Genomic DNA, 12,698 nt, shown 5'->3' with positions numbered 1-12,698 from the left:
GGCTGGTGTCCGCACCTTTTCGCGCGACGAGAGAGAACGATGGCCGAGAACCAGACGGATGCCACGCCCGAGCCCACTGCCGAAGAGATCAGCGCCGCCGAGATCTCCGAGCAGAAGGCCGTGCGCCTCGCCAAGCGCGAGCGGCTGATCGCGGCATCCGACGACCCCGCCTTCGGCGCGTACCCGGTGCGCCTGCCGATCACCGCGACGATTCCCGAGGTGCGCGACCGCTTCGTGGGCCTCGGCGTCGACGAGGCGAGCGGCGAGCAGGTCGGTCTCGCGGGCCGCGTCGTCTTCTCTCGCAACACCGGCAAGCTCTGCTTCGCCACGCTGCAGTCGGGCGACGGCAGCCGCATCCAGGCGATGGTCTCCCTCGCCGAGGTGGGCGAGGAGTCGCTCGCGGCGTGGAAGGAGTTCGTCGACCTCGGCGACCACGTGTTCGTCGCCGGTGAGGTCATCACGAGCCGACGCGGTGAGCTCTCGATCATGGTGAAGGAGTGGCGCATCGCCTCGAAGGCGATCCTGCCGCTGCCGAACCTGCACAACGAGCTCTCCGAGGAGATGCGGGTGCGCAGCCGCTACCTCGACCTCATCTCCCGCGAGCAGGCTCGGCGCAACGTGATCGACCGGGCGAAGGTCAACGCGAGCCTCCGCCGCACCTTCGACGGCCTCGGCTTCATCGAGGTCGAGACGCCGATGCTGCAGGTCATGCACGGCGGGGCATCCGCTCGACCGTTCGTGACGCATTCCAATGCCTTCGACACCGAGCTGTACCTGCGCATCGCGCCCGAGCTGTACCTGAAGCGCGCCGTCGTCGGCGGCATCGAGCGCGTGTACGAGATCAACCGCAACTTCCGCAACGAGGGCGCCGACTCGACGCACTCGCCCGAGTTCGCGATGCTCGAGGCCTACGAGGCCTACGGCGACTACACCACGATCGCCGACCTCACGCAGCAGTTGATCCAGGATGCCGCGATCGCCGTCTCGGGCTCGCACGTCGTGACCTGGGCCGACGGCACCGAATTCGATCTCGGCGGCGACTGGGCGCGCATCTCGATGTACGAGTCGCTGTCGCAGGCCGTCGGCGAGAAGATCACCTCGTCGACGCCGATCGAGCGCCTGAAGCAGATCGCCGACGACGCGGGCATCGAGGTCGATCACCCGCTCGCCGGCAAGTACGTCGAGGAGCTGTGGGAGCACCACGTCAAGTCGGGCCTGACGCGGCCGACCTTCGTCATGGACTTCCCGCTCGACACCTCGCCGCTCGTGCGCGAGCACCGCTCGATCCCGGGCGTCGTCGAGAAGTGGGACCTCTACATCCGCGGCTTCGAGCTCGCGACCGGCTACTCCGAGCTCGTCGACCCCGTCGTGCAGCGCGAGCGCTTCGTCGAGCAGGCGAAGCTCGCCGCGGGCGGCGACCCCGAGGCGATGCGCCTCGACGAGGAGTTCCTGCGGGCGCTCGAGTTCGGCATGCCGCCGTCGGGCGGCATGGGCATGGGCATCGACCGGCTGCTGATGGCGCTCACGGGTCTCGGCATCCGCGAGACGATCCTGTTCCCGCTGGTCAAGTGAGCTGCCGAGTGAACGGATGGCGCGAATGAACGACTACCTCCCGAAGGGCGAACTCGAACCCGAGCAGGATCCGAAGCGCCCGTCGAACACGCGCCTCGCGATCTGGATCGTCGTCGGTGCGATCGGCGTGTACCTCGTGGGCTCCGGCATCTGGAACCTCGTCACCGCGGGCTGAGCCGGCCGGCCCGACGAGCGGATGCCGCGGCATCCGCTCGCTCGGTACGCGCACATGCGACGAATTCAGGGAAAGAACGTAGTCTTGTAGTCCTATGGACGAATTCTGGGCGAATGCGATCTGGTCGCTCGCGCCGACGGTGCTCATCGGGCTCATCTTCTGGTTCGTGATGCGCGCGATCATCCACGCCGATCGCGGCGAGCGCAAGGCCTACGCCCGCATCGAGGCGGAGGAGCGGGCGAAGCTCGCCCGGAACCGACCGGCAGCCTGACGGGGATGAGTTCGGAGCAGACGACGCTCGTCGTCGCCAGCATCCTCTTCGTCGTCGACCTCATCATCCGCATCACCGCGGTCATCGTGGTGCCGCGCAACCGCCGCCCGACCGCTGGCATGGCCTGGCTCCTCGCGATCTTCTTCGTGCCGTACCTCGGCGTGCTGTTCTTCGTGCTCATCGGCAATCCGAAGCTGCCGAAGCACCGGCGGCAGAAGCAGGCGGACGTCGACCGGTACATCCGCGAATCGACGCACGGCGTCGAACGGGTCAGCGATTCCGGCGACTGGCCGGCCTGGTTCGAGGGCGTCGTGCGGCTGAACCGCAATCTCGGCTCGATGCCGCTCATCGGCTCAAACAGCGCGAGCCTGATCGGCGACTACCAGGGATCGCTCGACGCGATGACCGCGGCCATCCGCGACGCGAAGCGCTTCGTGCACGTCGAGTTCTACATCCTCGCGTACGACCGCACGACGGAGCATTTCTTCGACGCGCTCGGTGAGGCCGTCGCCCGTGGCGTCGACGTGCGGCTGATGCTCGATCACGTCGCCTCGCTGCGCGTGAAGGGCTATCGCAAGACCCTCGACCGGCTCACCGCGATGGGCGTGCGGTGGGAACTCATGCTTCCGGTGCAGCCGTTCAAGGGCAAGTACCAGCGGCCCGACCTGCGCAACCACCGCAAGATCCTCGTCGTCGACGGCGAGGTCGGGTTCATGGGTTCGCAGAACATCATCGACCGCAGCTACAACAAGCGCAGCAACATCCGTCGCGGGCTGAAGTGGAAGGAACTCGTGACCCGGGTCGAGGGCCCCATCGTCGCGGGGCTCGACGCCATCTTCGCCACCGACTGGTATCTCGAGACGGGCGAGGAGCCCACGCGCGACCTCGCCGACTCGCTCGACCAGCCGGGCGAGGCGCAAGACCTCGACTGCCAGGTCGTGCCGAGCGGGCCCGGGTATCCGAACGAGAACAACCTCAAGCTCTTCCTCGCACTGCTCTACGCCGCCGAGGAGCGCATCATCCTCACGAGCCCGTACTTCGTGCCCGATGAGGCGATGCTGCGGGCGATCAGCGGCGCCACCCAGCGGGGCATCCACGTCGAGCTCTTCGTCTCCGAGATCGGCGACCAGGCGCTCGTCTACCACGCCCAGCGCTCGTACTACGAGGCGCTGCTTCGCGCCGGCGTGAAGATCTACATGTACAAGGCCCCGTACATCCTGCACTCGAAGCACTTCACGATCGACGACGACGTCGCCGTCATCGGCTCGAGCAACATGGACATCCGCTCGTTCGAACTCAACATGGAGGTCTCGCTGCTCGTGCGCGGGGCGTCGTTCGTGCGCGAGATGCGCGCCGTCGAAGACGGGTACCGTCGCGACAGCCACGAGTTGACGCTCGAGCAGTGGATGAAGCAGCCGCTGCGTTCGACCGTGCTCGACAACCTCGCGCGGCTCACCTCGGCGCTGCAGTAGCTCAGGGCCGGCGGGCGAGCCGGTCAGGGGCGCGGCTTCAGCCGCACGGTCGGCAGCTCGGGCGCCGGCAGCGGCGAACCGTCGTACCCGGCCACGGTGCCGAAGCGCCCGTCGGGATTGTCGCGGCCGATGACGTCGGCCTGCCACTGGCGACGGAACTCCACGATCTCGTCGTGGTCGCGGCCGATGAAGTTCCACCACATCACGAGCTCCTCGCCGAAGGGCACGCCGCCGAGCAGGATCACGCGCACCGGCTCCGCTTCGGCCGAGAGGCGGATGCGACGGCGCCCGGCTTCGAGGAAGGCGAGTTCGCTCCACGCCGCGGTCGTCGAGACGGTGTCCTCCGCGAGTTCGCCGCTCGGGGCATCCGTCGCACTGATCTCGACCGGCCCAGAATCGACGAGCACGCCGTGCTCGAACGCGGGGTCGAGTTCGAGTTCGACGGTGCCGAACGGCGGCAGCTCGAGTTGCGCGCCGAGGAGCGGCGAGAACACGGTGACGGATGCCTCGGGCGCGCCGCTGCCCACGAGCGAGCCGACGAACACCCGCACCGCGGCGTCGCCCATGGCGACCGGGCTCGTGTCGGCGTGCTCGAAGAACGGCGCGACGTGCCGCGAGGCCTCGGGCAGCGCGACCCAGAGCTGCACCCCGTGCAGCCGGGTGGTCTCGCGCGTCGAGACCTCGGAATGGGAGATGCCGCGGCCGGCCGTCATGAGGTTGACGGCGCCGGGGCGCACCATGGCGTGGCTGCCCGCGGAATCGCGGTGCTCGATCTCGCCCTCGAAGAGCCAGCTCACCGTCTGCAGCCCAGTGTGCGGATGCGGCGGCACGATCATGCCCGCGGTGACCTGCACGTCGTCGGGGCCGTAGTGGTCGGCGAAGCACCAAGCACCGATCGTCGTGCGGCCGCGCTGGGGAAGGGTGCGCCGCACGTTCATCGCCCGCGGCCCGCCGAGCGGCACCTCGCGCGGCGAGAGCACCTGCACCACCGGGCCCGCGGGCCCCTCGGGCGGGCAGAGCAGCTCGACCGGGTGGCGTTCCAGGTTGCTCATGTCGGAAATCCTACGCCGGGCGCCCGTACGGGGAGCGGGGCCGAGCGTTAGCATGGCGGGTATGGCTCACTCCATGCGTGTTCGTCGTGTCGGTCTCCTCGCTCTCGCGCTCTCGTCGGTGTTCCTGCTGTCGGCGTGCAATCCCTCGGGCGATGCCGCCGAGGACTTCCCCGGCGTGCCGGGCGCATCCGAAGCCGAGGCCGTCGACGTCGAGGCGGGCGACGACCCCGCCGACGACGAGGAGGAGACGGAGTCGTCCGCCGATGGTCCCGTGGTCGTGTGGTGGGCCGACGGCGGGCAGATCGCCCTCACCATCTCGGGCAGCTCGACGTGCCCGGTGGTGGGCGAGCAGATCCGTGTGCTCGAGAAGGCCGGTGAGGGCAACCGCGTCGCGATCGACCTGGTCCAGCGGCCCGAAGACCAGGTCTGCACCATGGACCTGGTGCCCCACACGACGCTCTTCTGGACTCCGGTGACCGTCACGACCACCGAGCCGCTCGTCGTCGAGGTCGCCGGCTACGAGATCGAAGTGCCGATCAAGTGATCGCAGCGGCCGGCCGTCGGGTCGGCCGGCCGTCACGTGGCCAGGTTCCGTGCGGCGGTGTGCTGAAGATCAGGCCCCGCCGTCGGCGCGCCGCACGACCAGCAGGTCGCCGACCTCGCAGTCGAGCACCTCGCAGATCGCCTGCAGCGTCGAGAAGCGGATGGCGCGGGCGCGGTCGTTCTTCAGCACGCTGAGGTTCACGACGCTCACGCCGACGAGTTCGCTGAGCCGCGTGAGCGTGAGTCCGCGCGACTCGAGCAGTTCGTCGAGCCGGCAGTGGATGTCGGATGCCTCGCCGGGCTCGGCCGGCGCCATCAGACGAGTCCCTCGGTGTCGCGCTGCAGGCGCTCGCCGACCGCGAAGACGGTGCTCAGCAGCGCCGCCACGAACGCCAGGAGGATGAGCGGGAACGGCTCGACCGAGATGATCACGTTGTCGAACGTGCGGTCGCTGAGCACCGCGAACGCGCCGTTCGCCGCCATGTTGCCGAAGAACGGCACCGCGAAACTCGCGATGAGGCCCGCGAAGCCTGCGGTGGTGACGAGCACCGTGTTGGTGCGGCTGAAGACACGGCTGCGGCTGACGTTGCGGGCGAGCCAGACGAGGCAGACGACGACGGCCACGACCGCTGCGGCGAAGACGAACTGCTGGATGACGAGCGCCCAAAGCGACGCGGCGGGCAGCGAGGGAGCGGAGATGACGGCTCGATCGAGCTCGACCGCGACGAGGCCGCCGTCGACGCCGATGGGAGCGTCGGCCGTCGTGTCGGCGAACTCCGCCGGCACCTGCACGTCCCGGTTCGGGAGCACTTCGATGATGCGTGCGACGGCCGACCAGACGGTCCAGAGCGCGATGCCGATTCCGGCGATCATGAAGATCCACAGGCCGACGGCGTCGCTCCGCTTGACGGCGGGGGTTTCTGCGATGGCGTTCATACACTTCCTAACGAATATCGATAACAACGATAAACGATACGGTAGCGGTCTGAACGGCATACGTCAACGAGTGCGGCCGGCGGCGCGGCATCCGGCCTCGTCATCGTCGGTCACGCCGTGCATCAGCGCTGCGCCGAGGGCGAACAAGGGCCTCGCGGCACCCTCTGCTGGTTACGCTCTTCATATCGGCGCCCCCTTCCCAGCGGGGTCGTGAGGAGTAGAGATGTTCGAGAGATTCACCGACCGAGCCCGTCGTGTCGTCGTCTTGGCCCAAGAAGAGGCCAAGATGCTCAACCACAACTACATCGGCACCGAGCACATCCTGCTCGGGCTCATCCACGAGGGTGAGGGCGTCGCCGCCAAGGCACTCGAGTCGCTCGGAATCTCGCTCGACGCGGTGCGCGAACAGGTGCAAGACATCATCGGCCAGGGCCAGCAGCAGCCGACGGGGCACATCCCGTTCACGCCGCGTGCCAAGAAGGTGCTCGAGCTCTCGCTCCGCGAGGCCCTGCAGCTCGGCCACAACTACATCGGCACCGAGCACATCCTGCTCGGGCTCATCCGCGAGGGCGAGGGCGTCGCCGCGCAGGTGCTCGTCAAGCTCGGCGCCGACCTCAACCGGGTGCGCCAGCAGGTCATCCAGCTGCTCTCGGGCTACCAGGGCAAAGAGCAGGTGCAGGTCGGGGCCAACGAGCAGCAGACGCCGCAGGGCGGCTCGCAGATCCTCGACCAGTTCGGCCGCAACCTCACGCAGGCCGCCCGCGAGTCGAAGCTCGACCCGGTGATCGGCCGCGAGAAGGAGATCGAGCGGGTCATGCAGATCCTCTCGCGCCGCTCGAAGAACAACCCCGTGCTGATCGGCGAGCCCGGCGTCGGCAAGACCGCCGTCGTCGAGGGCCTCGCCCAGGCGATCGTCAAGGGCGAGGTTCCCGAGACGCTGAAAGACAAGCAGCTCTACTCGCTCGACCTCGGCTCGCTCATCGCCGGCTCCCGCTACCGCGGCGACTTCGAAGAGCGCCTGAAGAAGGTCACGAAAGAGATCCGCACGCGCGGCGACATCATCGTCTTCATCGACGAGATCCACACGCTCGTCGGCGCCGGCGCCGCAGAGGGCGCGATCGACGCGGCCTCGATCCTGAAGCCGCTGCTCGCCCGCGGCGAGCTGCAGACCATCGGCGCGACCACGCTCGACGAGTACCGCAAGCACTTCGAGAAAGATGCCGCACTCGAGCGCCGCTTCCAGCCGATCCAGGTCGCCGAGCCGAGCCTGCCCCACACGATCAACATCCTGAAGGGCCTCCGCGACCGCTACGAGGCGCACCACAAGGTCTCGATCACCGACGGCGCACTCGTGGCCGCGGCGAACCTCGCCGACCGGTACGTCTCCGACCGCTTCCTGCCCGACAAGGCGATCGACCTGATCGACGAGGCGGGCGCTCGCCTGCGCCTCTCGATCCTCTCGAGCCCGCCCGAGCTGCGCGAGTTCGACGAGAAGATCGCCGTCGTGCGCGCCGCGAAGGAGACGGCGATCGAGGAACAGGACTTCGAGAAGGCCGCGTCGCTGCGCGACGAGGAGAAGAATCTCCTCGGCGAGCGACTCCGCCTCGAGAAGCAGTGGAAGTCGGGCGACGTCAAGACCACCGCGGTCGTCGACGAGGGCCTGATCGCCGAGGTGCTCGCGCAGGCCACCGGCATCCCCGTCTTCAAGCTCACCGAAGAAGAGAGCTCGCGGCTCGTCTTCATGGAGAAGGCGCTGCACGAGCGCGTCATCGGTCAAGAAGAGGCCATCTCGGCCCTTGCCAAGACCATCCGCCGCACCCGCGCCGGCCTGAAAGACCCGAAGCGCCCCTCGGGCTCGTTCATCTTCGCCGGCCCCACGGGCGTCGGCAAGACCGAACTCGCCAAGGCGCTCGCCGAGTTCCTCTTCGACGACGAGGCGGCGATGATCTCGCTCGACATGTCGGAGTACGGCGAGAAGCACACCGTCTCGCGGCTGTTCGGTGCCCCTCCCGGCTTCGTCGGCTTCGAAGAGGGCGGCCAGCTCACCGAGAAGGTGCGCCGCAAGCCGTTCAGCGTCGTGCTCTTCGACGAGATCGAGAAGGCGCACCCCGACATCTTCAACTCGCTCCTCCAGATCCTCGAAGAGGGCCGGTTGACCGATGGCCAGGGCCGCGTCGTCGACTTCAAGAACACGGTCATCATCATGACGACCAACCTCGGCACGAAGGACATCTCGGGCGGCCCCGTCGGGTTCCAGCTCGAGGGCGACCCCCGCACCGGGTACGACCTCATGCGCGGCAAGGTCAATGAAGAGCTGAAGAAGCACTTCAAGCCCGAGTTCCTGAACCGCGTCGACGAGATCATCGTGTTCCCGCAGCTCTCCAAGCCCGAGCTGCTGCAGATCGTCGACCTCTTCATCAAGCGACTCAGCGAGCGCATGCTCGACCGCGACATGACCGTCGAGCTCACCCAGTCGGCCAAGGAACGGCTCATCGAGGTCGGGTTCGACCCGGCGCTCGGCGCTCGCCCGCTGCGCCGTGCGGTGCAGCACGAGGTCGAAGACCGGCTGAGCGAGAAGATCCTGCACGGCGAGCTCAACTCGGGCGACCACGTGCACGTCGACTTCAAAGACGGCGAGTTCGTCTTCACCACGACCCAGCGGGCGCTGCCCGTCTCGGTCGGCGTGAACAGCGGCGCCGCGATCGGCACGGGTCCGACGACGCCCGACCTGGCGGCCGCGTCGGGCGACTAGCCGGAACGACTCGAGGGGCGGATGCTGCGGCATCCGCCCCTCTGTCGTTCTCGCGCACCGCGCCGCCTTGGCGAAGCGCACCCGGGCGGAAGCGGCAATACGATGTGGGGATGACCGAGTTCCACGTGCGCCGGGCGCGCACGAGTGATGTGCCCCGAATCATCGACCTCGTGGAACCGCTCGTCGCCCGGCGCATCCTGCTCGGCAAGGAGCGCGTCGACCTCTACGGCTCGGTGCAGGAGTTCCGCGTCGCCGAGACCGACGACGGGCGCCTGATCGGCGCCGGTGCGCTGCACGTCATCTGGGAGGACCTCGGCGAGGTGCGCACCCTCGCCGTCGACGAGTCCTGGCTCGGGCGCAGCGTCGGCCACGCCCTGCTCACGGCGCTCGAAGAGGAGGCACGCGAGCTCGGGCTCAGCCGGCTCTTCTGCCTCACCTTCGAGACCGAGTTCTTCGGCCGCCACGGTTTCGTCGACATGGGCGGCGAGACCGTCGACCCCGAGGTCTACGCCGAGCTCGTGCGCTCGAACGACGAAGGTGTCGCCGAGTTCCTCGACCTCGCCCGCGTGAAGCAGAACACCCTCGGCAACACGCGCATGCTGAAGCTTCTCTGAGTCGAGATTCGGCGCGCCGAGCGGATGCCGCGGCCCGCGCCATCCCGGTCGTACCCTGTGTGCATGTCGACGAACACACCGACCGGGCGGCAGTCGCCGCAGGTGTACCGTCGTCGGCGGCTCGTGGTGCTGATCGGGCTCATCGCGGTGATCATCGCGATCGTGCTCATCATCGTGCGCCCGGGGGCGAGCAGCGGCGAAGAGGCCGGCCCCGCGGCGGCACCGAGCGGCGAGCCGACGGCGGCACCCGAGACGACGTCCATCCCGACCGAGCCGACCGCTGCCGACGGGGATCCGTGCGCGCCTGAGAGGATCACGGTCGAGGCGATCACCGACCAGTCGTCATACGAACCCGGGGAGCAGCCCGAGCTGTCGGTGACGATCACCAACATCGGCAAGAACGTGTGCGTGCTGAACGCCGGCACGAACGCGCAGGTCTTCACGATCACGAGCGGCAACGAGACCTATTGGACCTCGACCGACTGCCAGGTCGACGCGATCGATGCCGAGGTGTCGCTGACCCCCGGAACCCCCGTGAGCTCGACGGTGCCGATCATCTGGGACCGCACGCGATCGACGCCCGAGACGTGCCAAGGCGCACGCGAGTCCGTGCCGGCCGAGGGTGCCTCGTACCACCTCGCCGTGACGGTCGACGGCTTCGAGTCGACCGACAAGAAGCAGTTTCTGCTCTACTGAACCCCCTCACGTGAGCGCGTGGCCCGCGAAGAGGGGGACGCGCCGAATGGTTTCCTCCACATAACTTCGATGCGTGCGCGTCTCGCGTTCCCGACCACCCTGGTCGCGCACCACCGCCTCGCCCCGGCAGGTGGAGGGCGTCGGGCGCACCCCGCAAGGTGTCAAGCCCGCCCGACGCTCTCACCAGACGGCTGCGCTCGGGTGCCGGGCTCACCGCTCCGGTGCGGGTACCCGGCGAAGCTCGGTGCCGAACCGGCGGGCGGGTCGAAGCGCACCAGATCGTTCGCGGCGTCGAGCGACGGGGCCGAGGCCATGAGCTGTTGCTCTGCCGGGTCGAGCGCCCACTTGACGACCAGGAAGACGTCGCCGCGCTTGACATCGCGGTAACGGCGGATGATCGCCTTCGGCGTGGCGGGGTCGTTGCGCACGCACACCCAAGTGTCGCCGTCGAACCGGATCGGCTTGGGGAGGCTGCTGGCCATGGTGCTCCTTCGAGTGGGAGCGCGCCGGCCCGCGCGGTGATACTTCGATGGTACGAGCGCCCGGCGACACGGGTTCGCTGGGCAAGGAGTCTGGGATGCGCCGGCACCGTGGGGTCAACGAGAACGCCGTCGTCTTCGTCGACACCTCGGACCCTCACGGTCCGGCAAAGACAGCATAGGTCCCCTCGCGGCGAAGTCCATCCCCAACTCGGGGGTGGTGGGCACCGAGTCGGAGTGGATGCCGCGGAGTGCGCCGTGCGCGGACGAAGGCGGGCCGCGCGGCATCCGCTCGGTACCCTTGTGGAATGGCAGGCAAGGCACGACGGAAGCAGGAGGCGGAGCCCGTGGAGTTCCGTTCGCAGGCGCTCGCAGAGGCGCTCGAGCGACAGGACATCGCGGCGGTCGCCCTCGCGCTGCGGCACGGCAACACCGTCGTTCCCCTCGTGAAGCCCGGGCCTCGTGACAAGCCCCTCGACGGCGGCGAGGTGTGGACGTACCGCGACCCGAAGACCGGTGAGGTCGCGCTGCTGCTCTTCAGCGACGCGGCGAACAAGCCCGCCAACCTGCCGCCCGCGGTCGGGCTGCAGAGCCCGGCGTGGCTGCGCACGTTCTTGAAGCGGCACGAGTCGAAGATCACGACGGTGTTCCTCGACATCGCTGGCCCGCATCCGATGCAGGCTGCGCCCGACGAACTGCTGCGGGCGCTCGAGGCGTAGAGGCGGGCCTGGGCCCTGGCCCTGGGGCCGCGCTGCGACGCGCGTCAGAAGGCGGCGTCGAGTTCGCGCTCGCGCGAACCGGTTGAGGCCAGCATGGCGCGCTGCACCGCCGCGTGCACGCTGCCGGCCTCGACGTCGAGGATCGTCGTGTAACCGAGCCGCTTGGCTTCGGCGCCGCGCTGCTTCGCCGCGGTGACGGGGCGCACCTCGCCGGCGAGACTGATCTCGCCGAATGCCGCGAGCTCGTGCGGCACGGCGCGGTCGCGCATGGCCGAGGCGATGGCCACCGCGATCGCCAGGTCGGCCCCGGGCTCGGCGAGCCGCACGCCGCCGACGGTGGAGACGTAGACGTCGTGTTCGCCGAGCGACTTCAGCCCCGCCCGGCGCTCGAGCACGGCGATGATCATGGCGACCCGCGACGGATCGACGCCGTTGACGACGCGGCGCGGTTGCGGCGCCTTCGTGGCCACGACGAGCGCCTGCACCTCGACCGGCAGCGCCCGCCGCCCCTCGAGGGCGACGGTGACGCACGTGCCGCTGACGGCACTGCGGCCGCTCGAGAGGAAGAGGCCCGAGGGGTCTGGCACCTCGGCGATGCCCTCGCCGGTCATCTCGAAGCAGCCGACCTCGTCGGTCGGGCCGAAGCGATTCTTGAGCGCGCGCACGAAGCGGAGCGCGGTCTGCCGATCGCCCTCGAACTGGCAGACGACATCGACGAGGTGTTCGAGCAGGCGAGGGCCGGCGATGGTGCCGTCTTTCGTCACGTGACCGACGAGCAGCACGGGCAGTTGCCGCTCTTTCGCCACGCGGATGAGGGTCGACGCGACCTCGCGCACCTGGCTCGGCTGGCCCGGGAGCCCGTCGGAGAGCGACGACGAGACGGTCTGCACCGAGTCGACGATGAGGAGCGCGGGGGAGACGGCGTCGACCTGGCCGAGGATCGTCGCGAGGTCGGTCTCGGCCGCGAGGTAGAGCTCGTCGTGCAATGCCCCCGTGCGCCCAGCGCGAAGCCGCACCTGCGCCACCGACTCTTCGGCGGTGACGTAGAGCACCCGTCGACCGGTGCCGGCGACGCGCGCCGCGACCTCGAGCAGGAGCGTGGACTTGCCGACGCCCGGTTCGCCCGAGAGCAGGATCGCGGCGCCGGCCACGATGCCGCCGCCGAGCACGCGGTCGAACTCGCCGATGCCGCTCGGACGGTGGGCGGCGTCTTCGGTCTGCACGTCGACGATCGGCCGTGCGGTGCGCGCTTCGCCGAGTTGCACCGCCTGCACGGCGCGCACGATGCCGGTGGCCTCGGCCACGTCGATGACCGTGCCCCACTGCTGGCACTCGCTGCAGCGACCCACCCATTTGACGGTGCTCCACCCGCACTCGGTGCAGCGGAACGTGGAGGTGGATCGGGCCATGCCCCGAG

At 69.0% G+C, this 12,698-nt stretch carries 14 protein-coding genes; 9 read left to right on the top strand and 5 right to left on the bottom strand.

The genetic code is table 11. The features are described 5' to 3' along the window. The first annotated feature begins 39 nt into the window (after window positions 1–39). From lysS to cls, 4 genes are all read left to right on the top strand, one after another. Window positions 40–1,572: a lysine--tRNA ligase gene (gene lysS / locus DCE93_RS11810; protein ID WP_108596050.1), complete on the top strand. Its 1,533-nt coding sequence runs from the start codon at window positions 40–42 to the stop codon at window positions 1,570–1,572. 25 nt (window positions 1,573–1,597) lie between these two features. After that, a complete protein-coding gene (locus DCE93_RS14625) occupies window positions 1,598–1,747 on the top strand; it encodes a hypothetical protein (RefSeq protein WP_168186216.1) in 150 nt (49 codons plus the stop codon). Window positions 1,748–1,841: 94 nt separating this feature from the next. Continuing rightward, complete coding sequence (locus tag DCE93_RS14620; RefSeq protein WP_165906011.1) at window positions 1,842–2,018, top strand: hypothetical protein; 177 nt, start codon at window positions 1,842–1,844, stop codon at window positions 2,016–2,018. A gap of 5 nt (window positions 2,019–2,023) precedes the next feature. Beyond that, complete coding sequence (cls, locus tag DCE93_RS11805) at window positions 2,024–3,490, top strand: cardiolipin synthase (protein ID WP_108596049.1); 1,467 nt, start codon at window positions 2,024–2,026, stop codon at window positions 3,488–3,490. Between the two features lie 23 nt (window positions 3,491–3,513). Here the strand turns inward: cls and DCE93_RS11800 are convergent, their stop codons facing one another. Further along, on the bottom strand, window positions 3,514–4,542 hold the full coding sequence (locus DCE93_RS11800) for a pirin family protein (RefSeq protein ID WP_108596048.1): 1,029 nt from the start codon (window positions 4,540–4,542) through the stop codon (window positions 3,514–3,516). Between the two features lie 61 nt (window positions 4,543–4,603). Between DCE93_RS11800 and DCE93_RS11795 the strand changes: the two genes are divergently transcribed. Next, on the top strand, window positions 4,604–5,086 hold the full coding sequence (locus DCE93_RS11795) for a hypothetical protein (RefSeq protein ID WP_146184987.1): 483 nt from the start codon (window positions 4,604–4,606) through the stop codon (window positions 5,084–5,086). 69 nt (window positions 5,087–5,155) lie between these two features. Here DCE93_RS11795 and DCE93_RS11790 read toward each other — a convergent pair whose 3' ends face one another. Together DCE93_RS11790 and DCE93_RS11785 are read right to left on the bottom strand one after the other, a co-directional pair. Further along, a complete protein-coding gene (locus DCE93_RS11790) occupies window positions 5,156–5,401 on the bottom strand; it encodes a helix-turn-helix domain-containing protein (RefSeq protein WP_108596046.1) in 246 nt (81 codons plus the stop codon). Further along, a complete protein-coding gene (locus tag DCE93_RS11785; protein WP_168186215.1) occupies window positions 5,401–6,021 on the bottom strand; it encodes a DUF2975 domain-containing protein in 621 nt (206 codons plus the stop codon). Before DCE93_RS11785 ends, DCE93_RS11790 begins: the two co-directional genes overlap by 1 nt. Before the next feature lie 223 nt (window positions 6,022–6,244). Between DCE93_RS11785 and DCE93_RS11780 the strand changes: the two genes are divergently transcribed. From DCE93_RS11780 to DCE93_RS11770, 3 genes are all read left to right on the top strand, one after another. Next, on the top strand, window positions 6,245–8,773 hold the full coding sequence (locus DCE93_RS11780) for an ATP-dependent Clp protease ATP-binding subunit (RefSeq protein WP_108596044.1): 2,529 nt from the start codon (window positions 6,245–6,247) through the stop codon (window positions 8,771–8,773). A gap of 110 nt (window positions 8,774–8,883) precedes the next feature. Continuing rightward, on the top strand, window positions 8,884–9,387 hold the full coding sequence (locus DCE93_RS11775) for an amino-acid N-acetyltransferase (protein ID WP_108596043.1): 504 nt from the start codon (window positions 8,884–8,886) through the stop codon (window positions 9,385–9,387). 63 nt (window positions 9,388–9,450) lie between these two features. After that, window positions 9,451–10,083, top strand: a complete 633-nt coding sequence (locus DCE93_RS11770; RefSeq protein WP_108596042.1) for a hypothetical protein — start codon at window positions 9,451–9,453, stop codon at window positions 10,081–10,083. 161 nt (window positions 10,084–10,244) lie between these two features. Here the strand turns inward: DCE93_RS11770 and DCE93_RS11765 are convergent, their stop codons facing one another. Further along, on the bottom strand, window positions 10,245–10,565 hold the full coding sequence (locus DCE93_RS11765; protein WP_108596041.1) for a hypothetical protein: 321 nt from the start codon (window positions 10,563–10,565) through the stop codon (window positions 10,245–10,247). A 305-nt stretch (window positions 10,566–10,870) separates the two neighbouring features. On the opposite strand from DCE93_RS11765, the gene DCE93_RS11760 reads away from it, so the two are divergent. After that, on the top strand, window positions 10,871–11,281 hold the full coding sequence (locus tag DCE93_RS11760; RefSeq protein ID WP_108596040.1) for an SseB family protein: 411 nt from the start codon (window positions 10,871–10,873) through the stop codon (window positions 11,279–11,281). Between the two features lie 44 nt (window positions 11,282–11,325). On the opposite strand, the gene radA is transcribed toward DCE93_RS11760, so the two are convergent. Then, window positions 11,326–12,690 (bottom strand): DNA repair protein RadA, encoded by a 1,365-nt coding sequence (gene radA / locus DCE93_RS11755; protein ID WP_108596039.1) that lies wholly within the window; start codon window positions 12,688–12,690, stop codon window positions 11,326–11,328. Between the last annotated feature and the right edge of the window lie 8 nt (window positions 12,691–12,698).

Origin of the sequence: Agromyces badenianii, assembly GCF_003070885.1 — a bacterium.
Lineage (GTDB): Bacteria > Actinomycetota > Actinomycetes > Actinomycetales > Microbacteriaceae > Agromyces > Agromyces badenianii.
The sequence above is the reverse complement of the archived record's forward strand: the minus strand, read 5'-3'. Positions and strand labels throughout refer to the sequence as shown.

Coding starts and splice junctions, on each gene's coding strand:
- lysS (WP_108596050.1), top strand. CDS start 40: ATGGCCGAGAACCAGACGGATGCCACGCCCGAGCCCACTGCCGAAGAG.
- DCE93_RS14625 (WP_168186216.1), top strand. CDS start 1,598: ATGAACGACTACCTCCCGAAGGGCGAACTCGAACCCGAGCAGGATCCG.
- DCE93_RS14620 (WP_165906011.1), top strand. CDS start 1,842: ATGGACGAATTCTGGGCGAATGCGATCTGGTCGCTCGCGCCGACGGTG.
- cls (WP_108596049.1), top strand. CDS start 2,024: ATGAGTTCGGAGCAGACGACGCTCGTCGTCGCCAGCATCCTCTTCGTC.
- DCE93_RS11800 (WP_108596048.1), bottom strand. CDS start 4,542: ATGAGCAACCTGGAACGCCACCCGGTCGAGCTGCTCTGCCCGCCCGAG.
- DCE93_RS11795 (WP_146184987.1), top strand. CDS start 4,604: ATGGCTCACTCCATGCGTGTTCGTCGTGTCGGTCTCCTCGCTCTCGCG.
- DCE93_RS11790 (WP_108596046.1), bottom strand. CDS start 5,401: ATGGCGCCGGCCGAGCCCGGCGAGGCATCCGACATCCACTGCCGGCTC.
- DCE93_RS11785 (WP_168186215.1), bottom strand. CDS start 6,021: ATGAACGCCATCGCAGAAACCCCCGCCGTCAAGCGGAGCGACGCCGTC.
- DCE93_RS11780 (WP_108596044.1), top strand. CDS start 6,245: ATGTTCGAGAGATTCACCGACCGAGCCCGTCGTGTCGTCGTCTTGGCC.
- DCE93_RS11775 (WP_108596043.1), top strand. CDS start 8,884: ATGACCGAGTTCCACGTGCGCCGGGCGCGCACGAGTGATGTGCCCCGA.
- DCE93_RS11770 (WP_108596042.1), top strand. CDS start 9,451: ATGTCGACGAACACACCGACCGGGCGGCAGTCGCCGCAGGTGTACCGT.
- DCE93_RS11765 (WP_108596041.1), bottom strand. CDS start 10,565: ATGGCCAGCAGCCTCCCCAAGCCGATCCGGTTCGACGGCGACACTTGG.
- DCE93_RS11760 (WP_108596040.1), top strand. CDS start 10,871: ATGGCAGGCAAGGCACGACGGAAGCAGGAGGCGGAGCCCGTGGAGTTC.
- radA (WP_108596039.1), bottom strand. CDS start 12,690: ATGGCCCGATCCACCTCCACGTTCCGCTGCACCGAGTGCGGGTGGAGC.